Raw genomic sequence first — 23939 nt, forward strand, 5'->3', positions numbered from 1 at the left:
CGCGCAGGTCCCGGCGTCCGCCACCCGGGAGGTCCCATGTCAGCCGCAGCCGCCCACCAGCGGTCCCCGATCGCCCTCGAACGGATGGCTGCCACCCATCTGGCCGACGTCCTCGCCCTGGGGCGTGAGCTGTACGACACCTCGGTGAAGCCGTACACGTCCTGGTCGCTCTCGGCGATCGCCCGGCACCTGGACGCCGATGCCTCCTCGTGCTGGGTGGCGCTCGACGGCGACGCCCTCGCCGGTTTCGTCCTCGGCTCGATGGGGTTCGACCAGCGTACGGACTGGGGGAACCTGGAGTGGATCGCCATCGCCCCCGCCTATCAGGGGCAGGGCGTCGCCAGCCATCTGGTGCAGGCCTGCTGCGCGACGCTGACCGCCGCCGGTGCCACCGCCGTGGTGACCGATGTCGAGTCGCGCAACACCGCGTCCGCCGCGCTGATGCGGCGCAACGGCTTCGAGGAGAGCGTGTCGGTCACGCTGTTCGTACGCGACGCACCCGACGCGCTGGCCTGAGGGCCACAGCCACCCTCACCCTGCCCTCGTCCTCATCCCGCGCAGTCCTTGCCCGGCTCCAACGGCGGTGCGTTGACGCCCAGATGGGACTTGCAGCGCGGCTTGTTCCCCGCGTCCTCGTGCCAGGAAGCGGGCCGCGGGCGGATGAAGACCGCCGCCGCTGCCGCCGCCAGGACGAACAGACCCGCGCAGCCCACGGCAGCCTTCCCGAACGCCGTGTTCAGCGGGTCCGGATCCGCGTACGCCGTACCGGACAGGCCCACGGCTAGGGGCAGTGCGGCGACGACGAGCATCTGGGCCACCCGCGCCGCGGTGTTGTTGACGCCGCTCGCAAGACCCGCGCGCCCCGCGTCCACCGAGGCAAGGACCGTCGCCGTCAGCGGGGCCACGAACAGGCTCATCCCCAGGCCGAGCACCACCACCGCGGGCAGGACCTCCGTGGCGTACGCGGCGCCGGGCTCGATCCGCAGCATCAGGAGCGCCCCGGCGGCCGCGATCAACGGGCCCGCGACCAGCGGCACCGTGGGGCCGATCCGCCGCGACAGATCGCCCGCCGACGCCGAGAGCAGCAGCATCATGACCGTGATCGGCAGCGTCGCCGTGCCCGCCTGCAGCGCGTCGTAGCCCAGCGTCGTCTGCAACTGCACCGGCAGCATGAACAAGAGCCCGCCGATGGCCGCGTACAGGCACAGCGTCATGACGTTGGCCGCGCTGAACAGGCGGGAGCGGAAGAGGGAGAGCGGCAGCATCGGGTTGCGGCGGCGGCGCTCCACCATGACGAAGGCGAGACCCGCCGCGAGCCCGCCGAGCCCCGGCAGGACCGCGGCCGCCCTCGACGAGTCCCCCGCGGCGCCGATCAGCGCGAAGCTGATGCCCGCCAGGAACAGCGCCGCCAGGCACGCCCCCGTCACGTCGAACGGCTTGTCCGCGGCGCCTTCGGCCCGGCTCTCCGGCACATGGCGGACCGCGAAGAGCACGAGCGCCGCCAGCGGCACATTGATCAGGAAGATCCACCGCCAGCCGGGCCCGTCGATCAGCCAGCCGCCCAGGAACGGCCCCACCGCGCCCGCGACCCCGCCGAGCCCCGACCAGGCGCCCACCGCACGTGCCTGGTCCTGCGGCCGGAACGACGTGCGCACCAGGGCGAGCGAGCCCGGCGTCAGGAGCGCGCCGCCGATGCCCTGCAACGCCCGCGCCGCGATGAGCATCCCCGCGTCCTGTGCGAGCCCGCACAGGGCCGAGGCGACGGCGAACCACACGACGCCGATGACCAGGGTGCGCCGTCGTCCGATGCGGTCGCCGAGCGCCCCGCCGAGCAGCAGCAGCGAGGAGAGCGTGAGCATGTAGGAGTTGACGACCCACTGCAGGGACGCGATCGACGTGTCCAGGTCGCGGCCGAGAGTGGGCAGGGCGACGTTCACCACCGTGCCGTCCAGCATCGCCATGCCGGACGCGAGGACGGCGCAGGCGAGCACCCAGCGGCCCCGCGCCGACGCCAGCGCGACGCCGCCGTCCGCGTCCTTTGTCGGTGAAGCCTCGGATGCCGTTGCCATCGCCCCTCCCGTCCTACATGTGTACCGCGCCGCCGTCCGCCTCGGAGTGGACCGGGGCTCCCCTGCGGTACAGCACGACCGTAACGATCAGCCCGACCGCGAAGAAGATGGCCGACCATGTATAGGCGGTCGAATAACTCTCCATCGCGGACTGGGCCTTCACCTGGGGCGTCGGCTGCTTGCCCACGAGGTAATTGGCCGCGGCGCTCGTGGCGAGGGAGTTGAGGAGGGCTGTGCCGATCGAACCGCCCACCTGCTGGCTGGTGTTGACCATCGCCGACGCCACGCCCGCGTCATGCGCGGCGACGCCCGCGGTCGCCATGCTCATCGCCGGCGCGAAGACCAGGCCGAGACCGAGACCGGCGACGAGCAGCGGCGGCAGCACGTGTGCCGCGTAACCGCTGTGCACGTCGAGGGCGGTGAGCCAGGCCATCGCGGCCGCAGCGAGCCCCATGCCGAGCGGCACGATCGGCATGGGGCCGAACCGCGGTACGAGCACGTTGGTCGTGACGACGGAGATCACCACCATCACGGCGACCATCGGCAGGAACGCGAGCCCGGTCTTGACCGGTGTGTAGCCGAGGATCTGCTGGAGGTAGTACGTCAGGAACAGGAAGACACCGAACATGCCCGCGCCGGAGATGAACATCGCGAGGAACGACGCCCCGCGGTCCCGGTCGAGCACGACCCGCAGCGGGAGCAGTGGATGCGCGGCCCGCGTCTGCCACCAGGCGAAGGCCGCCACCAGGACGGCGCCGACGACCAGGAAGCCCCAGGTCCGGACGTCGCCCCAGGCGTGCGTCTCGGCGTTCGAGAAGCCGTAGACGATGCAGAACAGGCCCGCGGAGACCAGCAAGGTGCCGGGGACGTCCAGTTTCGGCCGGTCCACGGGCCTGCCGCCGTGCAGCAGCCGGGCGCCGCCCAGCATGGCGAACACCGCGAAGATCAGGTTCACGTACAGGCACCAGCGCCAGTCCAGATACTCGGTCAGGACGCCGCCCAGGAGCAGTCCGACCGCGCCGCCCGCGCCCGCGATGGCGCCGTAGATGCCGAACGCCTTCGCGCGTTCCTTGGGGTCGGTGAACGTCGTGGTGAGCAGGGACAGCGCGGCGGGCGCGAGGAGCGCGCCGAACACGCCCTGCAGGGCGCGCGCGACCACCAGCATGGTGAAGCTGGTCGCCGCGCCGCCGAGGGCCGAGGCGAGCGCGAAACCGGCGAGCCCGGCGAGGAAGACCAGCTTGCGGCCCACCAGGTCGGCGATGCGCCCACCGAGGAGCAGCAGGCTTCCGAAGGCGAGTGCGTACGCGGTGACGATCCACTGGCGGTTGCCGTCGCTGAACCCGAGGTCCTGCTGGGCGGAGGGCAGCGCGATGTTCACGATGGTCGCGTCGAGGACCACCATGAGCTGGGCGATGCCGACGACGCCGAGGATCAGCCAGCGGTGTTCATGGCTTCCGCCGCTCGGATGCGGGGGAGCGGAGGCGGACGATCCTGCGGTCTGCAGCGCCTCGAAGGGCTCGGGCGCGGGCGAGCGGTCCATCGGTGCCTCCAGACGTCCCCCGCCACACAAGACATCCCCGTCACACCGTAGACGTGCTGCTCAGAGCCCGCGACCGGGGCGCGGCGAGGCCTGCTGGGACCCGTCCGGCCCCGCCGCGCCGTGGGTGGCCGGTCAGCTCTGCGGCTGGCTGATGTTGACCATCCAGGGGATGCCGAAGCGGTCCGTGCACATGCCGAACACGTCGCCCCACATCTGCTTCTCCAGCGGCACGGCCACCGAGCCGCCGGCGGACAGCTTCTCCCAGTAGCCGCGGAGCTCGGCGTCGTCGTCCCCGCTGAGGCTCACCGAGAAGTTGTTGCCCGGGGTGTGGTCCATGCCCGGCGGGGTGTCGGCGCCCATCAGGGTGAAGCCGTTCGGCGCCTCCAGCATGCCGTGCATGATGTTGTCGGCGGACGGGGTGCCCTGCTGGCCGGCTTCGCCGAAGGTGTTGAGCGCGAGATCGCCGCCGAAGACCTCCTTGTAGAACTCAAGGGCCTGGCGGGCATCGCCGCCGAAGCTGAGATACGGGTTGAGGCGCGAGACCATGAAAACCTCCCGGAACGGGGTGGAACGGTCAGATGCGCGGAGACTAGCGCGGCGCACTGACAACGGCCCGGCGAGACGATCCGCTTCCGGCCCGCGGCGCGTCGTCCCCTGATGGACGGAAAGCCCGCCGATGGACGGAAAGTCCGCCGAATGTCCGCTCAATGGCGCCCCCGGCTGTTTGTCGCGCCTGGTTATTCAATCTTCATCAAATCCGGTCCGGCATCCGGACGGGCCTCTTGTGTGCGGACTGTATGCGAAATACGTTCTGCCGTATTCCTTGATCGTCCACGATCAGCCCGGAACCACCCTGGCGGAGGTACCTACCCGTGCGCCGAAAAGCGGTTGCCCTCACGGCAGTTGCCCTGGTGATGTCCCTGACGGCGGGCTGCGGCTCCTTGCAGTCCTCGGCCACCGAGGTCGGCGGTGAGCGCATGACCGACGACCGACCCGTGCGGGACGGCGGCACCCTGACCGTCGCCCTCAACGCCGACCCGGACAAGCTCGATCCGACCCTGGCGCAGACCCTCGTGGGCCGCACCGTCTTCGCCGGGATGTGCGAGAAGCTCTACGACATCGACGAGCACGGGGCCGTGATCCCGCAGCTCGCCACCGCCCTGCCCAAGACGTCGAAGGGCGGCCGCACCGTCACCTTCGGCCTGCGCAAGGGCCTGAGGTTCAGCGACGGCACCAGGCTTGACGCGGACGCCGCCGTCACCTCGCTGCTGCGCCACCGCGACCTCGCGGGCTCGGCGCGCGCCACCGAACTCGCCCCGCTCGCCGGGGCGAAGGCGACCGGACCGTACACGGTGGAGCTCACGCTCAAGCAGGCCTACGTGCCTCTCACGGCCGTCCTCGCGGACCGCTCCGGCATGGTGATGTCACCCGTCGCCCTCAAGAAGTACGGCAAGAACTTCACCAACCACCCCTCCTGCGTGGGCCCGTTCAAGTACGTGGAACGCGTCGGCGGCGACCGCATCGTGCTCGCCAAGGACTCGAACTACTACGCGGCCGACCAGGTCCACCTCGACAAGGTGATCTACAAGCCGATACCCGACGGCAACGTCCGGCTTGCCAACCTGCGTTCCGGAGACATCCAGGTCGGCGACCAGATGACCCCCGTCGACGTGCGCAGCGCGCTCACCGAGCCCGGTCTGCAGCTCTTCAACTCGCCCTCGCTCGGCTATCAGGGCATCGGCTTCAACGTAGGGAACGTGAAGGGCCTCGGCGAGAAGCCCGGCCGCGTCGACACGCCCCTCGCGCGTGAACCGCGCGTCCGCGAGGCCTTCGAGCTCGCCATCGACCGCGACCTCATCAACAAGGTCGTCTTCCAGGGCATGTACGAGCCCGCCTGCGGCCCCGTCTCGCCCGAGTCGGCCATCGCCCCGGGCGTCAAGGCGTCCCAGTGCCCCCAGCGGGACGTGGCCACGGCCAAGAAGCTCCTGCGGGAGGCCGGGGTGAAAACGCCGGTGAGCATCGAGCTGAAGGTCTCCACTACGCCTGAATCCAGCCGCCTCGGGCAGGTCGTGCAGGCCATGGCCAAGGAGGCGGGGTTCGCGGTCACGCTGCGCCCCACCGAGTACGCCACGATGCTCGAAGAGACCGACTCCGGACACTACGACGCCTTCACCAGCGGCTGGTCGGGGCGGCTCGACCCGGACGGCAACATCGCCAGCTTCCTCCAGACGCGCGGCGCGATGAACGCCTACGGGCTCTCGGACCCGGCCATCGACCGGCTCGTCGAGCGCGGGCGCGCCGAGGCCGACCCGGACGAACGAGCCAAGATATACGACGAGTTGACGCGACACGCACAGAAGCGGCGCGGGCTCATCTACCTATACCGCCAGAAGAACTACATCGTCACCGGCAAGGACGTCGCGGGAGTCCGCGTCTACGGAGACGGCCTGGTCCGCGTCACGGCTGCGGGGTACGCCCGATGACGTCCTATCTGCTCACCCGCGTCCGCCAGTCCCTCATCACGCTCGTCCTCGTCAGCATGGTCGTCTTCGCGGGCATCCGGGCGCTGCCCGGCGACCCGGCGCTCGCCCTCGCCGGTGAGGAGCGCAGCCCCGAGGCGCTCGCCGCCATCCGCGAGAGCTACGGCCTGAACGACAACATCGTCGTCCAGTACGGGCGCTTCATCGGGCACGCGATCACCGGAGACCTCGGGACCTCCTCCCGCACCGGCCTCCCCGTCTCCGACGCGATCACCGCCGCGCTGCCCATCACCCTCGAACTGGCCACCCTCTCCCTGCTGTTGGCGGTCGTCGTCGGCATCGGCGCGGGCATCGTCGCCGCCGTGCGGCGCGGAAGGCCCGAGGAGTGGCTCGCCAACGCCCTCGCCCTGCTGGGGCTCTCCGTCCCCACCTTCTGGCTCGGCATGGTCCTGGTCCTCGGCTTCGCCATCGCCGTCCCGGTCTTCTCCGCCTCCGGATACGTGCCCTTCGGCACCGATCCGCTCGACAACCTGCGCCGCATGGTGCTGCCCGCGATCGTCCTCGGCTCCGGGCTCGCGGCCGTCGTGATGCGCCAGACGCGGGCGGCGATGCTCGACTCGCTCTCCGCCGACTACGTACGCACCGCGCGGGCCAAGGGCCTCTCCCGGCGGGAGATCATCGGCGGGCACGCGTTGCGCAACTCCCTGGTCACCGTCGTGACCGTGCTCGGACTCCAGCTCGGCCACCTCATCTCGGGCGCCGTCGTCACCGAGCAGATCTTCGTCCTGCCCGGCTTCGGCAAGCTCACCATCGACGCCGTCTTCACCCGCGACTACGCGACCCTGCAAGGCGTGGTGCTGTGCACCTCCGCCGCGTACATCCTCATCAACCTGCTGGTCGACGTGGCGTATTCGGTCATCGACCCGCGCATCCGGCTCGGAGGTGCCCGGTGACGACAGCGGTGCTCAGCACACTCGGGCGGATACGTTCCGCCGGCGCGGACAGCGGCAAGCTGCGCGCCCTGCGCAAGAACCGGCTCGCCATGACCGGCGGCATCATCGCCTCCGTGTTCGTCCTCGCCGCGCTCTTCGCGCCGCTGGTCGCTCCGTACGACCCCGCACGACCCGACTTCGCCAACGCCCTTGCCGCACCCGGCTGGTCGCACTGGCTCGGCACGGACGATTTGGGCCGCGACCAGCTCTCCCGAGTCGTGTACGGGGCGCGGGCATCCATGCAGGTGGGCGTGGTGGCGGTGGTGCTCGCGTTCGTCGTCGGTGTGCCGCTCGGCCTGCTCGCGGGCTACTACGGCAAGTTCACCGACAGTGTGGTCTCGCGGCTCACCGACACGATGCTGGCTTTTCCCTTCCTGGTGCTCGCCGTCGGGCTCGCCGCGGTGCTCGGCCCCTCGCTCACCAACGCGACCATCGCGATCGGGATCTCGCAGATCCCGGCCGTCATCCGCATCACCCGCGCCGAGACACTACGGCTGCGGCACGTCGACTACGTGGCCGCCGCCGTCGCCAACGGAGGCGGCGACGCCACCGTCCTCTTCCGGCACATCCTGCCCAACGCCACCTCCGCACTGACCGTTCAGGCGACCGTCGGCATCCCCGCCGCGATCATCGGCGAGGCACTGCTCAGCTTCCTCGGCCTCGGGGTGCAGCCACCGGAGGCGTCCCTCGGCGTGATGCTCTCCGGCGCCCAGTCCTTCCTCGCGCCCGCACCGTGGATGGCGGTCTTCCCCGGACTCGCGGTCGTCGCGGCCACCCTGGCGTTCAATCTGCTCGGCGACGGCCTGCGGGACGTCCTCGACCCCCGAGGAGCCACCCGATGACCCACCCCGTACTGAGCGTGCGCGACCTGTCGGTCTCCTTCCGCTCCGACACCCGCACGGTGCACGCCGTCGACCATCTCTCGTACGACGTCTCACCGGGCGAAGTGCTGGCGGTGGTAGGCGAGTCGGGCTGCGGCAAGTCCGTGACGGCGATGGCCGTGATGGGCCTCCTGCCGCCCACCGCGCACATCGAGGGATCGATCAGGCTCGGCGGGCGCGAGATCGCCGGAGCGAGCGAGAAGGAGCTCGGGCGGGTCCGCGGCAAGGACATCGCGATGATCTTCCAGGAGCCGATGACCTCCCTCAACCCCGTCCTGACCATCGGCCGGCAGATAGGCGAGGTGCTCCGGCGCCACCAGGGCCTGTCGAAGAAGGAGGCACGCGCGCGTGCCGTCGAACTCCTCGACCTGGTGGGCATCCCCGCCCCCGCCCAGCGCGTCGACGAGTACCCCCACCAGCTCAGCGGCGGCATGCGGCAACGCGTCATGATCGCCATCGCGGTCGCCTGTGACCCGTCGGTCCTCATCGCCGACGAGCCGACCACCGCGCTCGACGTCACTGTCCAGGCGGGCATCCTCGAAGTCCTGCAGTCCCTGCGGGAACGGCTCGGCACCGCGATCGTCCTGATCACCCACGATCTGGGCGTGGTGGCCGACGCCGCCGACCGCGTTCTGGTCATGTACGCGGGCCGCCCGGTCGAACAGGCCCCGGTGCACGAGCTGTTCGCCGAGCCGCGCCACCCGTACACCCGCGGCCTGCTGGGCGCGGTCCTCCGCCCCGGCGGCGAGGGCAAGCGGCGGCTGCCCGAGATCCCCGGCCTGGTGCCGAGCCTCGACGCGCAACCCGACGCCTGCACCTTCGCCCCGCGCTGCGCGCACGCCGACGACCGGTGCACGACGGGCAGGCCCGGCTTCAAGGCGGTCTCCCGCGACGCCGGGGCCGATGCCGCCCACCGTGCGGCCTGCTGGCACCCGCAGGACGCCGCCGTGCTCACGCCCACCCCACAGGAGGCCGGACAGTGATCCCCACGCAGCCACCGCGTACGCCGGACGGCCACGCGGCCACCGTTCTTGAACTGCGCGGCCTGGAAAGGCACTTCGCCAGCCCCGGCGGCATCGTACGAGCCGCCGACGGCGTCACGCTCACCGTCGGCAAAGGCGAAGTCGTGGGCCTCGTGGGGGAGTCGGGGAGCGGCAAGTCCACGGTGGGGCGGTGCGCCGTGCGGCTCGACGAACCCACCGGTGGCACCGTCCGTATCAACGGCACCGATGTGACCCGCCTTTCGCGGCGCGCCCTGCGCCCGCTGCGCAAGGACTTCCACCTCGTCTTCCAGGACCCCTCGTCCTCGCTCGACCCGCGCATGACCGTCGGGCAGATCATCGCCGAACCCCTGCGTCTGCACGGCATCGCCAAGGGCGACGCGGCACGCGCACGTATCGCCGAACTCCTCGGCCAGGTCGGCCTGCGCCCCGAGCACGCCGACCGGCATCCGCACGAACTCTCCGGCGGACAGCGCCAGCGCATCTCCATCGCCCGCGCGCTCTCCGTCGACCCGGACCTCCTGGTGGCCGACGAACCCACATCGGCGCTCGACGTCTCCGTCCAGGCCTCGGTCCTCAATCTGCTGGCCGATCTTCAGCGCGACCGCGGCTTCGGGTGCCTGTTCATCACGCACGACCTGGCCGCAGTGGAGTTCCTCGCCGACCGCATCGCGGTCATGTATCTCGGCCAGATCGTCGAACAGGCACCGACCGCCGAGCTGTTCGCCGACCCCAAGCACCCGTACACCCAGGCGCTGCTCTCCGCCGCGCCCGTGCCCGATCCGGCACTCCAGCGCACCCGCGAGCGCATCGTCCTCAGCGGCGAACTGCCCAGCCCGCTCGCCCCGCCGCCCGGATGCCGCTTCCACACGCGCTGCCCGCTGGCCGTGGACCGCTGCCGTACCGAGGTGCCCGAGCTGCGCGAACTCCCCGGAAGCGGAGACGGCCGACGCGAGGTCTCCTGCCACCTGGTCGCGGACGACGGCACGGCTCCGGACGCTGCCGCCGCCCCGACCCTCCGTACGATCCCCAGTACCCGCACCGCACGCTAGGAGCAGCTCTCTTGTTCACCACTAGGCCGACTCTCCAGGGCACCTTCGGCATGGTCTCCTCCACCCACTGGCTCGCCTCGCAGTCCGCGATGGCCGTCCTGGAGGACGGCGGCAACGCCTACGACGCGGCGGTCGCCGCCGGTTTCGTCCTGCACCTCGTCGAGCCGCACCTCAACGGCCCGGCGGGTGAGGTGCCGATCATCGTGGCCCCCGCCGACGGAGAGGTAAGCGTCCTGTGCGGGCAGGGGGTCGCACCCGCCGGAGCGACCGTCGCGCACTACCGCTCCCTCGGCCTCGACCTGGTGCCGGGCACCGGGCCGCTCGCGGCCGCCGTGCCGGGCGCCTTCGACGCGTGGATGGTGCTTCTGCGCGACCACGGGACGAAGTCCCTCGCCGATGTTCTCAAGTACGCCATCGGATACGCCGAGGACGGCCACGCACCCGTGGAGCGCGTGGGCGAGACCGTCGAGACGGTGCGCGAACTCTTCGAGACCGAATGGCCCTCGTCGGCCGAGGTCTATCTGCCGGGCGGCCAGTCCCCCCGTCCCGGAGAGCTCCTGCGCAACCCGGCGCTCGCCGCGACCTGGCGCCGCGTGATCGAGGAGGCCGGCACCGGTTCGCGCACCGAGCAGATCGAGGCCGCGCGGAAGATCTGGAGCGAAGGGTTCATCGCCGAGGCGCTGATACGCCAGGCTGCCGTCCCCACGATGGACACCAGCGGAACCCGCCACACCGGAACGCTGACGGCCGCCGATCTCGCCGGCTGGGAGGCGACCTACGAGGCCCCCGCGACGTACGACTGGAACGGCTGGACGCTGTGCAAGGCGGGCGGCTGGAGTCAGGGCCCGGCCTTCCTCCAGCAGTTGGCCGTGCTCCCCTCGGCGCTCGCGGACCTGCCCGCGTACGGCTCGGCCGACTACGTCCACCTGCTGATCGAGGGCTGCAAGCTGGCCATGGCCGACCGCGAGGCCTGGTACGGCGACGCGGACGGCGCCGGCACGGTCCCTGTCGCCGACCTGCTGTCCGCGGCCTACAACGACGAGCGGCGGACGCTCATCGACGACAAGGCCTCGCACGACCTGCGCCCCGGAAGCCCCGGCGGGCGCACCGCGAAGCTCTCCGCCCACGCGAGCGCCGTCGCCGCGGGCGAGCCCGGCTTCGACGCGCTCGGCCTGCCCGGAGCGGGCGCCGGAGAGCCGACCGTCGCCAAGAGCGGCACCTCACCGGTGCCCGGCGAACCGGCCGTCTCGGCGGACGGCGCGACCCGCGGCGACACCTGCCACCTGGACATCGTCGACCGCTGGGGCAACATGGTCGCGGCCACGCCAAGCGGCGGCTGGCTGCAGTCCAACCCGGTCGTCCCCGAGCTGGGCTTCCCGCTCGGCACGCGCCTCCAGATGGCGTGGCTGGAGGAGGGCCTACCCAACTCCCTCACGCCGGGCCGCCGTCCGCGCACGACGCTGACACCGTCCCTCGCCCTCAGGGACGGCGTACCGGTGATGGCGTTCGGCACGCCCGGCGGGGACCAGCAGGACCAGTGGCAGGTGCACTTCTTCCTGGCGGTGGCACTGCGTGATTCCGTCCGCGGAGGCCTCGACCTCCAGGGCGCCATCGACGCCCCCAACTGGCACAACGACAGCTTCCCCGGCTCCTTCTACCCGCGCGGCATGCGCCCGGGGAACGTCACGGTCGAGTCCCGCATGGACGAGGCGGTCATCGAGGAGCTGCGGCGGCGCGGGCACGACGTGACGGTCGGCGAGCCCTGGTCGGAGGGGCGGTTGTGCGCGGTGGCGCGGGACCCGCGGACCGGGGTGCTCTCGGCGGCGGCCAACCCGCGGGGGATGCAGGGGTACGCCGTGGGGCGGTGAGACCGACGCGAAAAGGCTCCGGCCGAACACGGCCGGAGCCTCCCCGGGGTGCGTGCCCCTCAGCCCCGCGGTGCCGTCACGCCGATGCGCGAGTGGGGCGGCGCACCAGCTCGCCGCCACAGTTCGGGCAGACATGCCGCATGCTGAGGGCGCACGGCTCGCAGAACGTGCACTCGTAGGAGCAGATACGCGCCGGCGCGTCGAGGGGCAGGGCCGCCTTCTCGCATCGGTCCCGCATCTCCAACGCCATCGTTCCCCCTGGACTGGACTCTTCGGAGCTTCATCCTCGGCGGCGGTCCCGGTCTTGGAAGCAGGGCGGACGGCCAACGCCCGACAGGATCGGGCCATGGCCGTCCTCGGCGTCCACCGTGCCCGAATCAGGAACGGCCGCCCGTGCCCTGCCCGTCGAGTGAATCCTCCGTGGCCGGGACCGGCTCCCGCTGAGGCGGCACAGACACCGTCGCCGTGGCTCTGCGGCTTCGGGAGAGCCGTGCGGCCACCGGCTGTGCGAAGCGTGCGGTCAGTGGGCCGACGATCACCAGGATCAGGACGTACGCCGTGGCCAGCGGGCCGAGCGAAGGTTCGATGCCCGCGGTGACGGCAAGACCCGCGATGACGATGGAGAACTCGCCGCGCGCCACCAGCGCACCACCGGCCCGCCACCGTCCCTTGACGGAGATCTTGGCGCGGCGGGCCGCCCAGTACCCCGTGGCGATCTTCGTGCACGCCGTCACGACGGCGAGCGCGAGCGCGGGCAGCAGCACCGGCGGAATGCTCGCAGGATCCGTGTGCAGGCCGAAGAAGACGAAGAAGACGGCGGCGAACAGGTCCCGCAGCGGCGCGAGGAGGCTGTGCGCGCCCTCGGCGACCTCGCCGGACAGCGCGATGCCGACCAGGAACGCCCCGACGGCGGCGGAGACCTGGAGCTGCTGCGCGATGCCGGCGACCAGGATCGTCAGACCGAGGACGACCAGGAGCAGCTTCTCGGGGTCGTCGCTCGACACGAAGCGCGAGATGACGCGGCCGTAGCGCACGGCGAGGAAGAGGACCAGACCGGCCGCCCCGAGCGCGATGCCCAGCGTGAGACTGCCCGCGGCCCAGCCGACACCGGCCAGCAGGGCGGTGATGATGGGCAGATATACCGCCATCGCCAGGTCTTCGAGGACCAGGATGCTGAGGATGACGGGTGTCTCGCGGTTGCCGAGGCGGCCCAGGTCGTTCAGGACCTTCGCGATGACCCCGGACGACGAGATCCAGGTGACGCCCGCGAGCACGACGGCGGCGACGGGACCCCAGCCCATCAGCAGTGCGGCGATCGCGCCCGGCACGGCGTTCAGCCCCATGTCGACGAGACCGGCCGGGTACTGCGTCTTGAGATTGCTGACCAGATCGCTCGCGGTGTATTCGAGCCCCAGCATCAGCAGCAGCAGGATCACGCCGATCTCGGCGCCGATCGCGACGAACTCCTCACTGGCGCCCAGGGGAAGCAGCCCGCCCTCGCCGAACGCGAGCCCGGCGAGCAGATAGAGGGGGATCGGGGAGAAGCGGAACCGTCCGGCGAATCTGCCGAGCAGTCCGAGCGCGAGAATGATCGCACCGAATTCGATCAGGAAGACAGCGGAGTGCATCGAATCACTCCCGCCCGAGTATCGCGGCGGCGCTCTCCACACCCTCGCGGGTGCCGATCACGATGAGCGTGTCCCCGCCCGCGAGGCGGAAGTCCGGCGCGGGCGACGGAATGGCCTCGGCCCTGCGCAGCACGGCCACGATGGACGCACCGGTCTCGGTGCGCATCTGCGTCTCGCCGAGCACCCGCCCGTTCCAGTGCGAGGAGCCCGCCACCTCGATGCGCTCGGCGACGAGGCCGAGGTCGGTGGTGTGCAGGAGGTTCGGGCTGTGGTGCGAGGGCATCAGCGCGTCGATCAGCGCGTCCGCCTCGCCCGAACTCAGCCGTAGCGAGAGCGCGCACTCGTCGGGGTCGTCGGCACGGTAGGCGCTGAGGGTGCGCGCACCGTCCCGGTGCGCGACGACCGAGAGCTGGCGATGTTCTCGGGTGGTCAGGTCGTACCGGATGCCGATGCCTGGGAGTGGCGTCTGGCTGAGACGTGAAGCGGACACAGCTCTTCCCCTAGTTGCTGATTGGCTGGTGGGCGTCAATACGGCGTTAAGGTCACCCTATAGGCCCGTTCTTTGCCAGAACTTGGTGGTAGAGGTCCCGCTCCGGGGCTATGGCTCGCGCTCCGCCAACACCGTCTCGACGGAATCGGCTTCCGTGGGCGACTTGTCCTCCCGATAGCGGACGACCCGGGCGAAGCGGAGCGTCACGCCGGCCGGATAGCGGGTGGACTTCTGCAGCCCGTCGTAGGCGATCTCGACGACGAGTTCCGGGCGTACGGTCACGACGAAGCCGTCGTCGTCGACCGCGAGCTCCCGCAGCCGCTCTGTCTGCCAGGCGAGCATCGCGTCGGTCATGCCCTTGAAGGTCTTCCCGAGCATGGCGAACGTCCCGTCCGGCCGCCGGGCGCCCAGATGGAGGTTGGAGAGCTTGCCGGTCCGCCGGCCGTGCCCCCACTCGGCGGCGAGGACGACGAGGTCCAGGGTGTGCACCGGCTTGACCTTCAGCCAGCTCGCACCGCGGCGCCCCGCGATGTACGGGGCGTCGAGGGCCTTGAGCACGACGCCCTCGTGGCCGCGGCGCAGGGTGTCGGCGAAGAACTCCTCCGCGGTGGCCACCTCCGCCTCGTCGGCGGGGTCGGCGACGACGGCGCGCCGCACCCGCATCGGCTCCGGGACGAGTCGCGCCAGCTGGGCGTGCCGCTCGGCGAACGGCAGATCGAGCAGATCCTGCCCTCCCGCGTACAGGGCGTCGAAGAAGACGGGGGAGACGGGGAGTTCGGCGGCGGCGGTGGTGACGTCGACGCGGGATCCGACCCGCCCGGCGATCTCCTGGAAGGGCCGGGGTCTGCCGTCACCGTCGAACGCGATGACCTCACCGTCGAGAATGAAGGAATCCCCCGCCAACTCCATTGCGGCACGGGTGAGTTCGGGCAGCCGGTCGGTGATGTCGTCGAGGGTGCGGGTGTAGACGCGCACGTCGTCCCCGGCGCGGTGCACCTGGACGCGGATGCCGTCCAGCTTCTCCTCGACGGCGCACGGCCCGCCCAGTTTGGCGACGCCTTCGGTGACGGACGTGGCGCCGTGCGCGAGCATCGGCAGCACGGGCCGCCCGACGCTGAGCCGGAACTCGTCGAGCGCACTCGGCCCCCGCGCGAGCAGGGCCTCGGCGACGGGAGTCACCGCTCCCGCCAGCATCACCGCGCGGCGCACGGCGGCCGCCGGAGCCTCGGTCGCCCGGGCGAGCCCTTCCACGGCGATGGCGTCGAGCGCACCCTGCCTGACTTCCCCGGTGAGCAGCCCGACGAGGAACCGCTGCTCCTCTTCGGTGGCCGCACCCATCAGCTCCCGCACGAGCCGCTTGCGTTCGCCCTGGGATCCCTGCCCGGAGACGGCACCGATGGCGGTCAGGGCGCTGTCCGTGTCCTGGACGGTGAGGGTGGGCTCGACGGCGGCCGGGGGCGGCTCCTTCAGCAGGCTCCACCCGATGCCCAGCCTGCCCTGCGGCAGGCGGCCCGCGAGGTAGGGAATGACGATGGGCGCATCGGCGGGGCCGGCCGCGCGGAAGAGATCGGCGAGGAGGGCGATCTTCTGCGAGCGGGCGGAGGTGGTGGCCACGGTGGCCGAGACGTGGGCGAGGCGGGCTAGGAGCATGCGTTGTCCTTTCCCCGATCGGGCCCCTTCCTGAAACAGGCAGCCGTGACGTAAGTCACAAGTTTCGGCTCGTGTGTCGCGTAATGAACCGCCCCTCCGCGGACTCGAACAGATACGGAAGAAGGCAGCGCGAGCAGCGTCAGCTGCGCCAGAACAGGAGTCCGATCATGGCCGTCACCCTTGAGCAGCCCGCCCGCGCCTGCCTGGTCACTCCCGAAGGGCGCGAGCGTGTGCTGCCCGTGACCTTGCGCTATGCGGCGGCCGACCCGCTGGCCGTCCAGATCGTCTTCCCGCCGGAGGCCTCCCTCGACGGGGCGGAAGTCACCTGGATCTTCGGCCGTCAGCTCCTGGAGGAGGGGCTCCGCGCCCCGGCGGGCGGCGGCGACGTGCACATCTGGCCGTGCGGCCGGGCGCGCACGGTGCTCGAGTTCCACGCGCCGCGGGGGCTGGCCCTCGTGCAGTTCGACAGGGTCGCGCTGCGGCGGTTCCTGCTCCGTACGTACGCCGTGGTGGGGGCGGGGCGCGAGGCCGCGCGGCTCGATCTGGACCAGGATCTCGCCCGGCTGCTCGGCGGGGTCTGAGCGCACGGACGGCGGCATGCTCGCGCTGACCGGCGTGCACCCCACGATGCGGGGGCGCCTGTGGTTCGACCGGGCGGACGGCCGGCACCATCAGCGCGCGTACACGCTGGTGGACCCCGATCCCGCCGCCGGGACGTTCAGCCTGGAGTTCGCCCTGCACGACGGCCGCGCGAGCGACTGGGCGCGCAAGGCCGGGCCGGGTGACAGGATCGAGGCCACCTTGCAGGGCACCGGCTTCGACGTGCCCGATCCGCTGCCCGCCCGGCTCCTGGTGATCGGGGACACGGCGGCGGTCCCTGCCGTCAACTCGCTCGTGACCGCCATGCCCCATGTGCCCGCGACCCTCTGGATGGGGACGCAGCACGTCTCGGACCACGACCTCGACCTGCGCCTCGACCCGGCCGTGCACGATCTGCACCGGGTGGAGCGGCGCGCAGCGGGCGGTCATCCGGTCGACGAGGTCAGGGCCGCGCTGCCCGCACTGATCGATGACCCCGCCGACACGTATGTGTGGATCACCTGCGACATGACGACGACCCGGGCCCTCACCTCGTACGTCCGCAAGGACCTTTCGGTCCCGAGGCACCGCGTGCACGCACTCGGCTACTGGCGCCCCGAGAAGCGGTGGGCGCGAGCCGACCGCCGCCGGATCACCACCACCGCACCCGCCACCAGAGCCGCCGAACCAGCACTGACGAGAAGGATCGCGGTCCAGTCCGAGCCGTCGCTGCCGGTCGCGTGGGCGGCGAGCTCGGCGGCGTGCGCGGGCCCCTGCGCCGTGCCCCGCTTCTCGCTCTCGGGGATCAGTGAACCCACCGGTCTGACGTGCCCCGCCGCCTTGAACCCCCAGTCGAGGAGTGACCTGGTCTCCTCGTAGACGCGGTAGCCGCCGCTCACCTGCGGGTTCATCACCGATACGACGATGGTGCGGCCGCCGCGCTGCGCCGCGCTGATGAGCGTGTTGCCCGCGTTGCTGGTGTAGCCGTTCTTGATGCCCAGCAGGCCGGGGTAACGTGCCACGCCGTCCGCTCCGGTGAGGAGCCGGTTGGTGTTCTGGATGGGGTAGGACCAGTTGCCGTTCGGGAACTTGGCGATCGACGTCGAGCAGTAGCGGGCGAACTGCGGGTCCGCGAGCCCCGCCCGGCCGAAGACCGCCAGGTCGTACGCCGATGACACCTGCCCAGCGGCGTCGTATCCATCGGGGGAGACCACATGGGTGTCCTGGGCGCCCAAGGCGCGTGCCTTGGCACGCATCTGACGGACGGTCTGCTGCCAGCCGCCGTTCAGGTTGGCCAGCACGTGCACGGCGTCGTTGCCGGAACTGAGGAACACGCCGCGCCACAGGTCGGCGACGGTGTAGCTGTGGCCCGCCTCGACCCCCACCAGGCTGCTGCCGTCCCCGACCTCGGCGAGCTCGCCCTGGGTGACCCGGTGCCGGGCGACCGCGTCCAGATGGGGCAGGGCCGTCAGGGCGAAGAGCGACTTCAGGGTGGAGGCGGGCGGCAGTTGACGGTGCGCGTCATGGGCCGCGAGCACTTCGCCCGAACGGGCGTCGGCCACCACCCAGGAGAGGGCGGAGACGTCGCTCGGCACGGCAGGGGCCCCGGCGCCCGGCCGGACCTGGACGCCCGGACGGTCGAGGAGGTCCGAGGAGTACGCGGGGCCCGGCTTGGGCGGCGTGGGCTCCTCGGTGGCCGCCGCGGCGGGTGTGGGCAGGAGGACCAGAGCGGCTGCCGCGAGGGCCGCGGTGCGGACGGATGAGGAGCGCGGAAGGTACCTGATGACCATTCAGTCACCGTACGAGCGCCGCCCGAAGCCCGCAGGTCAGCTTGGTCCGGCTGGATGTACGGGGGTGGCGGGCGGCCGGGTATGTGTGCCCTCTTCCCGAACCCGCCCACCCTTGCCCACACTGCTGTGCAAGGACGGCGGAGGGGGCTCTGATGACCGCTCGGCGGGGACGGCGCACGGCGCTGCGGAAGCGGCGCGGGAGGTCCTGGAAGCGGTGGAAGCCGTGGGTGGTGTGCGGCGCCGTCCTGCTCCTGGAGCTGATCCTGATCTGGTCGCCCCTCCGGCCCTTCGCGGCAGGGGGTTTGCTCCTCGGCATCGTCGGGGCCGTGCTGTGGTGGCTGTGGCGCACGGACCGCATGGCGCGCGACCGCGATCGCGCGTGGCGGGAGGAGGACGCGGTGCGGGCGGGGCTCCGGTCGCTCGCGCGGGCGGACGCGATGACCGGCACCGAGTTCGAGGACCTGGTCGCCGGGCTGTGCCGCAGGGACGGCTGCGCCGACGTCCGCAGGGTCGGCGGGGCGGGGGACAACGGCGTCGACGTGACCGGGCGGCTCCCGGACGGCCGGAGCATGATCATCCAGTGCAAGCGGTACGCGCCGCACCGCGCCGTCGCGGGCTGGGACCTGCGCGATCTCCTGGGCTCCCGCGTGCACTTCGGGGCCGACCTGGCGATCTGTGTGACCACCGCGCGGTTCAGCCGCCCAGCTCAGGCCTTCGCGGAGCAGAACGGCATCGCCACCCTGCACCGCGACCACGTGGGCCTGTGGAACAGCGGGGCCGCACTCGGCTCGCTGCTCGGCGTGAGCGACGCGGGCCAGGGTGATGTCCGGCACCGGGCGCGCTGGAAGAAGACGTACGGATAGTCCGGTGCGCCGGCCTCGAAGGCCCCGGACGAAGAGACCAGCGAAGAGGCCTGCGCAGGGACGCGCGAAGAGGCTTGTCCAGCAGAGGAGTTGTGAGGTCGGTCACGAATGACCCCTCTCCCCGTTACTTTCCTCTAGGTACCTACTATCCCCGCGCCGGTAGCTTCCGTGGAGTCAGCGCACAGCGACTCAGAATGACTCAGTTCGACTCAGGGAGCGAAAAGATGATCGTGGTGACCGGAGCTACGGGCAATGTCGGCAGGCCTCTCGTACGGGCCCTCGTCGCGGCAGGTGAACAGGTCACGACCGTGTCACGCGGGACAGCGGCACCTGATGCCCCGGAGGGAGTACGACATCGGCAGGCCGATGTGGGCGACCCGGTCGGCCTCGAGCCGGCACTCGAAGGGGCCGACGCACTGTTCCTGCTGACCTCCGGCGAGCTGATGCTCGGCGGCGGAAACGTGGACGGCGCCCTCGAAGCCGCGCGGTCCTGTGGTGTCCGGCGGGTCGTCCTGCTGTCCTCGCAGGGCGTCGGATCGCTGCGGCACCCTCCGCAGTTCGAGAGCGCCGTCAAGGGGTCGGGCCTGGAGTGGACGGTGCTGCGCCCGGCAGGCTTCGGTTCCAACGCCTTCCAGTGGGCCGAATCGGTCCGGGAACGGCGGGAGGTGACCGCGCCGTTCGGGGACGTCGCGCTGCCGGTCGTCGATCCGGCCGACATCGCGGAGGTCGCGGCCACCGTGCTGCGCGCCGGCGGCCACGGCGGCGCCACGTACGAATTGACCGGGCCGGTGCCCGTCTCGCCCCGGCAGCAGGCGGCGGCGATCGGGCACGTGCTGGGCGAGCCGGTGCGTTTTGTCGAGCAGAGCCCTGCGGAGGCGCGGGCCCAGATGGTGCGGTTCATGCCCGAGCAGGTCGTGGACTCCACCCTCGCTCTCCTGGGCACGCCGTACCCCGAGGAGCAGCGGGTGAGCCCCGACGTCGAGCGCGTCCTCGGGCGTCCGCCCCGCGCGTTCGCCGAGTGGGCTGCCCGGAACACGCCCGCCTTCAAGTAGGGCTCGCGACGTCGGTGACGGCCGCGACACCGGTGACGATCGGGTCGCCCGTCGCCCGTCGCCCGTCGCCCGTCGCTCAGTCGCGCGGCCTGACGTGGAGACCCAGGCCCGTCGTCCCGGGTGCCTCCACGTCGGGCAGCAGCCGCATCCCGTGGTCGTAGTCGCCGCCGACGAGCGAGCGGAACGGGATCGGATCGTCGGTGAAGAGACCGTCGAGGCGGCGCGCGTACTCCCGTTTGGCCGCGGCGAACTGATCCTCCGGCAGCTCGTTCGCCGAGTACACCGCGAAGGGTTCCAGGGGCGCCATGCCGGTGAACCAGAACAGACCGTGCTGCACGGGATACAGGACGTCCGTCAGCTGCCCGTGGATGCCCCGGTCGGAGAACGACGACTCCCGGGCGCCGAGCGTCACCGACACCAGCGCACGCCGCCCCGCCAGGATGCCCTCGCTGTAGGGCGGTGGGACCTTCGGTCCGTAGCCGAAGCCGCTGGTGAAGACGCGGTCGATCCAGCCCTTCAGGATCGCGGGCGGCGAGAACCACCACAGCGGGAACTGCAGGATCACCGCGTCCGCCCAGCGCACCTTCTCCTGCTCCGCCGCGATGTCGGGCGAGAGACGGTCGGCCAGGGTGTCCCGCTCGGATGCGGCCATCACGTGCAGACGCCGGTCCGCGGTGTGGCCGGGGAAGTCGTCGGCGTCCACCGTCGCCTTCCACTTCATCGCGTAGAGGTCGGACACCCGCACCTCGTGCCCGGCCGCGCGCAGCTCGTCGACCGCGAAGGCGGCGAGCGACGCGTTGAGCGAGCGGGGTTCCGGATGGGCGCTGACGACGAGGATCTTCTTCGGCTGCTGCGGAGCGGCTTCGTTCATGACGCCACGCTCTCCCGGCGCGGGCGGCGCAGCCAGCACCCTGTTCGACCGTCGGAACGCCGATCCTGGTACTGCCAGGGCCACGCATACTTGGTCCATGGACGGCGCGGACCAGATGACGAACAGTGACGGGATCGGCGACACCCGGAGGGCACTCGGCGGTTTTCTGCGCGCCCGCCGGGGGCGCGTCGCGCCGGAACACGTAGGCATCGCCGGTGGCCGTCGCCGCCGGGTGCGCGGACTGCGCCGCGAGGAGTTGGCCCAGCTCGCCGGGATCAGCGTGGACTACTACGTACGTCTCGAACAGGGCCGGGCCACCCAGCCGTCCCCCGAGGTGCTCGACGCGCTCGCCCGGGCGCTGGGCCTCGACGCGGCGGAGCGCGGGCACCTGACCACCCTTGCCGCCGCCCGGCGCGAGCCCGCGCCCACGGCCCGGGTCAGCCCCATGCTGGGGCGCATCATGGACTCCATGGCCGAGCTCCCGGCCTTCGCGACGGACCACCGCCTCGAGGTGGTCGCCTGGAACGGCCTCGGTTCCGAGCTGATCGGAGGCCTGGCCGAGCCGCGGCGCCGCGACCGGAACAACGCGCGGTTCCTCTTCCTCGACCCCGCCTCACGCGCCGTCCACCCCGAGTGGGAGGACAGGGCGGCGGAGGCCGTGGGCCAGCTGCGGGTGGCGGCGGGGCGTTACCCCGACGACACGGAGCTGACCGCGCTCATCACCGAGCTGGCCGCGGACAGCGCCGACTTCCGGCGCATCTGGGACAGCGGCGAGGTCGTGATGTGCGCGGCGGGCCGCAAGCGCCTGCGGCACCCGGCGGCCGGGCTGCTCACCCTGGACTTCGAGACCCTGCACGTGCCGGCCGCGCCCGGTGAGACGGGCCTGGTGGTGCATGTGTTCAGCGCCGAGAAGGGCAGTGCGGAGGCCGACGCGCTCGCGGCACTCGACCGGAAGCTTTCGGAGTGTTCCGCCTAGGAGTCGGCCAGGCCTAGGACCCGGCCAGCAGATCGTCGAGTTCGGCCGCGAAGAGCTGGGCAGGGTCGAAGCCCATTCCGCTGAAGTGGCCCGACAGTTCCAGGGACAGCACGCCGTGCATCCGGGTCCAGAAGGACACGGCCCGGTGGAGGGCCGCGGGCGGGGCGGGGTGGCCCTGCGCCCACTCCCGGTGGTCTTCCAGGTGGGCGCCGAACGGTGTCGCTGGGCTGTCCGGTACGAGCTGCGCGCAGGCGTCCAGCAGGGTGGCCATGATCTCGGACGAGATGCCGGTGATGTCCTCGGGCGCGTGATAGCCGGGGACCGGGGTGCCGTAGATGAGGAAGTACCGCTGGGGGTGTTCCAGGGCCCAGCGGCGCAGGACGTGCGCGAGGCCGGCCAGGTCGGCGCCGTCGGCCGATGCCGCCTGCACGGTGTCGGCGAGGCTTCGGTACGCGTCCCGGATCAGCTCGGTGATCAGCTCGTCGCGGCCGGCGAAGTAGCGGTAGAGCGCGGGGCCGCTCATGCCCATCTGCTTGGCGATCGCGTTGAGCGAGAGCGCGGACGCGCCCGCCGTGGCGATCTGCTCCCACGCATGTTCCTTGACCTCGGCACGCACCTGGGTGCGATAGCGCTCGCGCGGGGTGTTCGTGTCCGTCTTCGCCATGGCCCGCCACCTTCCCCGTCCATGGGCACTCATAGGGCTACACGCTCAAGATTTAGTTAGAGGCTATCACTGAACCTGTTGACCACCCGCTCCTCATTGCGTTATACCTTCTAACGAACGCAGGGGCCTCTAGCGGTCACTCAAGTCATCTCGACGAACAACCACACTCAATTCGCCCTGCCCGCACACCAATTGGCCAGGAGAACGCCATGCCCGCGATCCGCAGCACCAGTGTCCGCAGCGGCAGCGTCCGCGCCGCCCTGTTCGTCGTCCCGCTCGCCGTCGCCGGCGTCCTCGGCACCGCAGCAATACCGGCCGGGGCCGCCCCGCAGCCCGGCCACGGCAAGTCCCTCACCTGTCGGGGAGAGGGCGTCGACCCCAAGGCCGTCGTCCGCCACGGGACCGAGACCGTGATCCACGCGCCGCTGAGCACGATCTGGAAGCTGCAGACGGATGTGGAGCGCTGGCCCTCCTGGCAGAGCCCGGTCACTTCCGTGGAACGCCTGGACCATGACCCCTTCCGCAAGGGCTCGGCGTTCCGCTGGACGACGCCGATCCCGCCCAACCCGGCGACCCCCGCCACCAGCCTGGACATCACTTCCACCGTCAAGCAGCTCAAGCGCAACGCGTGCATCCGCTGGACCGGCCCGGCGATCGGTGAGGGCCTGCGCATCGAGGGCGTCCACGTGTGGACCTTCACCAAGGTCAAGGGCGGCGTCCTCGTCCGTACCGAGGAGACCCACGCCGGGGATCAGGTCGAGGCGAACATTCCCGCCGCCACCGAGATCCTTGCCCAGGGCCTCGAAGGGTGGGTGGGAGCACTGAAGACCACGGCGGAAGCCCGCGCCGGCCACCACCACTGATCCACCACCACTGCTCCACTGCCCCGGAACGACAAAGGCGCGGCACCGCGGCGGTCGCCGGGGTGCCGCGCCTAGTCTGCGCGCGCCTGGATTACTTCGGCAGGTTCGCCTCGATCGCGGCGATGACCTCGGGAGCGTCCGGCTCGGTCTGCGGCGAGAACCGGGCCACCACGTCGCCACTGGCGTTCGTCAGGAACTTCTCGAAGTTCCAGCGGATGTCACCGGTGTGCCCCTCGGCGTCCGCCGCGTCCACCAGATGCTTGTAAAGCGGGTGCCGGTCGGCGCCGTTCACGTCGACCTTCTCGGTCATCGGGAAGGTCACGCCGTACGTCGCCGAACAGAACTCGGCGATCTCGTCGGACGTACCGGGCTCCTGGCCCATGAACTGGTTGCAGGGCACCCCGAGGACCGTGAAGCCACGGGCCGCGTACTGCTCCTGCAGGCGCTCAAGGCCCGCGTACTGCGGGGTGAGCCCGCACTTGGAGGCGACATTGACGATCAGGACGGCCTTGCCCAGGTACTGGCCCAGGTCCGCCGAGCCGCCCTGTAGGGCGCCGATCTCTGCATCTTCGTAAACAGACATGATCCGGAGCCTACGCTTCACGGGGCCGCGCCGATCACCCGGACCGG

General features: G+C 71.3%; 23 protein-coding genes and 1 pseudogene. 13 read left to right on the forward strand and 11 right to left on the reverse strand.

The window, feature by feature from the left end:
* Positions 1 to 36 precede the first annotated feature (36 nt).
* A complete protein-coding gene (locus OG302_RS37755) occupies positions 37 to 516 on the forward strand; it encodes a GNAT family N-acetyltransferase (RefSeq protein WP_371530955.1) in 480 nt (159 codons plus the stop codon).
* A 32-nt stretch (positions 517 to 548) separates the two neighbouring features.
* Here OG302_RS37755 and OG302_RS37760 read toward each other — a convergent pair whose 3' ends face one another.
* The 3 genes from OG302_RS37760 to OG302_RS37770 all read right to left on the reverse strand — a co-directional run bounded on the left by OG302_RS37760 (position 549) and on the right by OG302_RS37770 (position 4155).
* Positions 549 to 2069 (reverse strand): MFS transporter, encoded by a 1521-nt coding sequence (locus tag OG302_RS37760; RefSeq protein ID WP_371530957.1) that lies wholly within the window; start codon positions 2067 to 2069, stop codon positions 549 to 551.
* Positions 2070 to 2082: 13 nt separating this feature from the next.
* A complete protein-coding gene (locus OG302_RS37765) occupies positions 2083 to 3609 on the reverse strand; it encodes an MFS transporter (protein WP_371530959.1) in 1527 nt (508 codons plus the stop codon).
* A gap of 132 nt (positions 3610 to 3741) precedes the next feature.
* Positions 3742 to 4155, reverse strand: a complete 414-nt coding sequence (locus tag OG302_RS37770; RefSeq protein WP_361839890.1) for a VOC family protein — start codon at positions 4153 to 4155, stop codon at positions 3742 to 3744.
* A 326-nt stretch (positions 4156 to 4481) separates the two neighbouring features.
* Here OG302_RS37770 and OG302_RS37775 point away from each other — a divergent pair, with 326 nt between their 5' ends.
* The 6 genes from OG302_RS37775 to OG302_RS37800 are packed head-to-tail and all read left to right on the forward strand — an operon-like array spanning position 4482 to position 11883.
* Entirely contained in the window at positions 4482 to 6092 is a 1611-nt protein-coding gene (locus OG302_RS37775) for an ABC transporter substrate-binding protein (RefSeq protein WP_371530961.1), read from the forward strand.
* Positions 6089 to 7042 carry an ABC transporter permease gene (locus OG302_RS37780; RefSeq protein WP_371530963.1) on the forward strand — a complete coding sequence of 318 codons (954 nt, stop codon included), beginning with the start codon at positions 6089 to 6091 and terminating at the stop codon, positions 7040 to 7042. The genes OG302_RS37775 and OG302_RS37780 overlap by 4 nt, the downstream gene beginning before the upstream one ends.
* A gap of 8 nt (positions 7043 to 7050) precedes the next feature.
* The gene (locus OG302_RS37785) at positions 7051 to 7923 is read left to right on the forward strand and encodes an ABC transporter permease (protein ID WP_371750354.1); all 873 of its coding nucleotides are present in this window, start codon (positions 7051 to 7053) and stop codon (positions 7921 to 7923) included.
* Entirely contained in the window at positions 7920 to 8945 is a 1026-nt protein-coding gene (locus tag OG302_RS37790; RefSeq protein ID WP_371530965.1) for an ABC transporter ATP-binding protein, read from the forward strand. Before OG302_RS37785 ends, OG302_RS37790 begins: the two co-directional genes overlap by 4 nt.
* Entirely contained in the window at positions 8945 to 10015 is a 1071-nt protein-coding gene (locus tag OG302_RS37795; RefSeq protein ID WP_371750355.1) for an ABC transporter ATP-binding protein, read from the forward strand. The genes OG302_RS37790 and OG302_RS37795 overlap by 1 nt, the downstream gene beginning before the upstream one ends.
* Positions 10016 to 10026: 11 nt before the next feature.
* A complete protein-coding gene (locus tag OG302_RS37800; protein ID WP_371530967.1) occupies positions 10027 to 11883 on the forward strand; it encodes a gamma-glutamyltransferase family protein in 1857 nt (618 codons plus the stop codon).
* 76 nt (positions 11884 to 11959) lie between these two features.
* On the opposite strand, the gene OG302_RS37805 is transcribed toward OG302_RS37800, so the two are convergent.
* The 4 genes from OG302_RS37805 to OG302_RS37820 form a co-directional block, all read right to left on the reverse strand.
* On the reverse strand, positions 11960 to 12133 hold the full coding sequence (locus OG302_RS37805) for a DUF1272 domain-containing protein (RefSeq protein ID WP_371530969.1): 174 nt from the start codon (positions 12131 to 12133) through the stop codon (positions 11960 to 11962).
* A 127-nt stretch (positions 12134 to 12260) separates the two neighbouring features.
* Entirely contained in the window at positions 12261 to 13511 is a 1251-nt protein-coding gene (locus OG302_RS37810) for a cation:proton antiporter (RefSeq protein WP_371530971.1), read from the reverse strand.
* Between the two features lie 4 nt (positions 13512 to 13515).
* Positions 13516 to 14001, reverse strand: a complete 486-nt coding sequence (locus OG302_RS37815; protein WP_371530973.1) for a cation:proton antiporter regulatory subunit — start codon at positions 13999 to 14001, stop codon at positions 13516 to 13518.
* A 108-nt stretch (positions 14002 to 14109) separates the two neighbouring features.
* Positions 14110 to 15651, reverse strand: coding sequence for an ATP-dependent DNA ligase (locus OG302_RS37820; protein ID WP_371530975.1), 1542 nt, complete (start codon positions 15649 to 15651; stop codon positions 14110 to 14112).
* 167 nt (positions 15652 to 15818) lie between these two features.
* Between OG302_RS37820 and OG302_RS37825 the strand changes: the two genes are divergently transcribed.
* A complete protein-coding gene (locus OG302_RS37825; protein ID WP_371530977.1) occupies positions 15819 to 16232 on the forward strand; it encodes an SsgA family sporulation/cell division regulator in 414 nt (137 codons plus the stop codon).
* A gap of 4 nt (positions 16233 to 16236) precedes the next feature.
* Positions 16237 to 16848: pseudogene (locus tag OG302_RS37830) on the forward strand (siderophore-interacting protein); the annotation flags it as partial.
* Here the strand turns inward: OG302_RS37830 and OG302_RS37835 are convergent.
* On the reverse strand, positions 16836 to 18020 hold the full coding sequence (locus OG302_RS37835; RefSeq protein ID WP_371530979.1) for a D-alanyl-D-alanine carboxypeptidase family protein: 1185 nt from the start codon (positions 18018 to 18020) through the stop codon (positions 16836 to 16838). The pseudogene OG302_RS37830 and the gene OG302_RS37835 overlap by 13 nt on opposite strands.
* Before the next feature lie 152 nt (positions 18021 to 18172).
* Between OG302_RS37835 and OG302_RS37840 the strand changes: the two genes are divergently transcribed.
* Both OG302_RS37840 and OG302_RS37845 read left to right on the forward strand, forming a co-directional pair.
* The gene (locus tag OG302_RS37840; RefSeq protein ID WP_371530981.1) at positions 18173 to 18883 is read left to right on the forward strand and encodes a restriction endonuclease; all 711 of its coding nucleotides are present in this window, start codon (positions 18173 to 18175) and stop codon (positions 18881 to 18883) included.
* 224 nt (positions 18884 to 19107) lie between these two features.
* Complete coding sequence (locus OG302_RS37845; protein ID WP_371530983.1) at positions 19108 to 19935, forward strand: NAD(P)H-binding protein; 828 nt, start codon at positions 19108 to 19110, stop codon at positions 19933 to 19935.
* A 76-nt stretch (positions 19936 to 20011) separates the two neighbouring features.
* On the opposite strand, the gene OG302_RS37850 is transcribed toward OG302_RS37845, so the two are convergent.
* Positions 20012 to 20806: an NAD(P)H-dependent oxidoreductase gene (locus tag OG302_RS37850; RefSeq protein ID WP_371530985.1), complete on the reverse strand. Its 795-nt coding sequence runs from the start codon at positions 20804 to 20806 to the stop codon at positions 20012 to 20014.
* Positions 20807 to 20903: 97 nt separating this feature from the next.
* Here OG302_RS37850 and OG302_RS37855 point away from each other — a divergent pair, with 97 nt between their 5' ends.
* The gene (locus tag OG302_RS37855; protein WP_371530987.1) at positions 20904 to 21782 is read left to right on the forward strand and encodes a helix-turn-helix domain-containing protein; all 879 of its coding nucleotides are present in this window, start codon (positions 20904 to 20906) and stop codon (positions 21780 to 21782) included.
* Positions 21783 to 21795: 13 nt separating this feature from the next.
* On the opposite strand, the gene OG302_RS37860 is transcribed toward OG302_RS37855, so the two are convergent.
* Positions 21796 to 22446 carry a TetR/AcrR family transcriptional regulator gene (locus OG302_RS37860; protein WP_371530989.1) on the reverse strand — a complete coding sequence of 217 codons (651 nt, stop codon included), beginning with the start codon at positions 22444 to 22446 and terminating at the stop codon, positions 21796 to 21798.
* A gap of 209 nt (positions 22447 to 22655) precedes the next feature.
* Here OG302_RS37860 and OG302_RS37865 point away from each other — a divergent pair, with 209 nt between their 5' ends.
* Entirely contained in the window at positions 22656 to 23309 is a 654-nt protein-coding gene (locus OG302_RS37865; protein WP_371530991.1) for an SRPBCC family protein, read from the forward strand.
* A gap of 91 nt (positions 23310 to 23400) precedes the next feature.
* Here OG302_RS37865 and OG302_RS37870 read toward each other — a convergent pair whose 3' ends face one another.
* The gene (locus OG302_RS37870) at positions 23401 to 23892 is read right to left on the reverse strand and encodes a glutathione peroxidase (RefSeq protein WP_371530993.1); all 492 of its coding nucleotides are present in this window, start codon (positions 23890 to 23892) and stop codon (positions 23401 to 23403) included.
* Positions 23893 to 23939 lie beyond the last annotated feature (47 nt).

The sequence above is a fragment of the Streptomyces sp. NBC_01283 genome (assembly GCF_041435335.1).
Classification (GTDB): Bacteria; Actinomycetota; Actinomycetes; order Streptomycetales; family Streptomycetaceae; genus Streptomyces.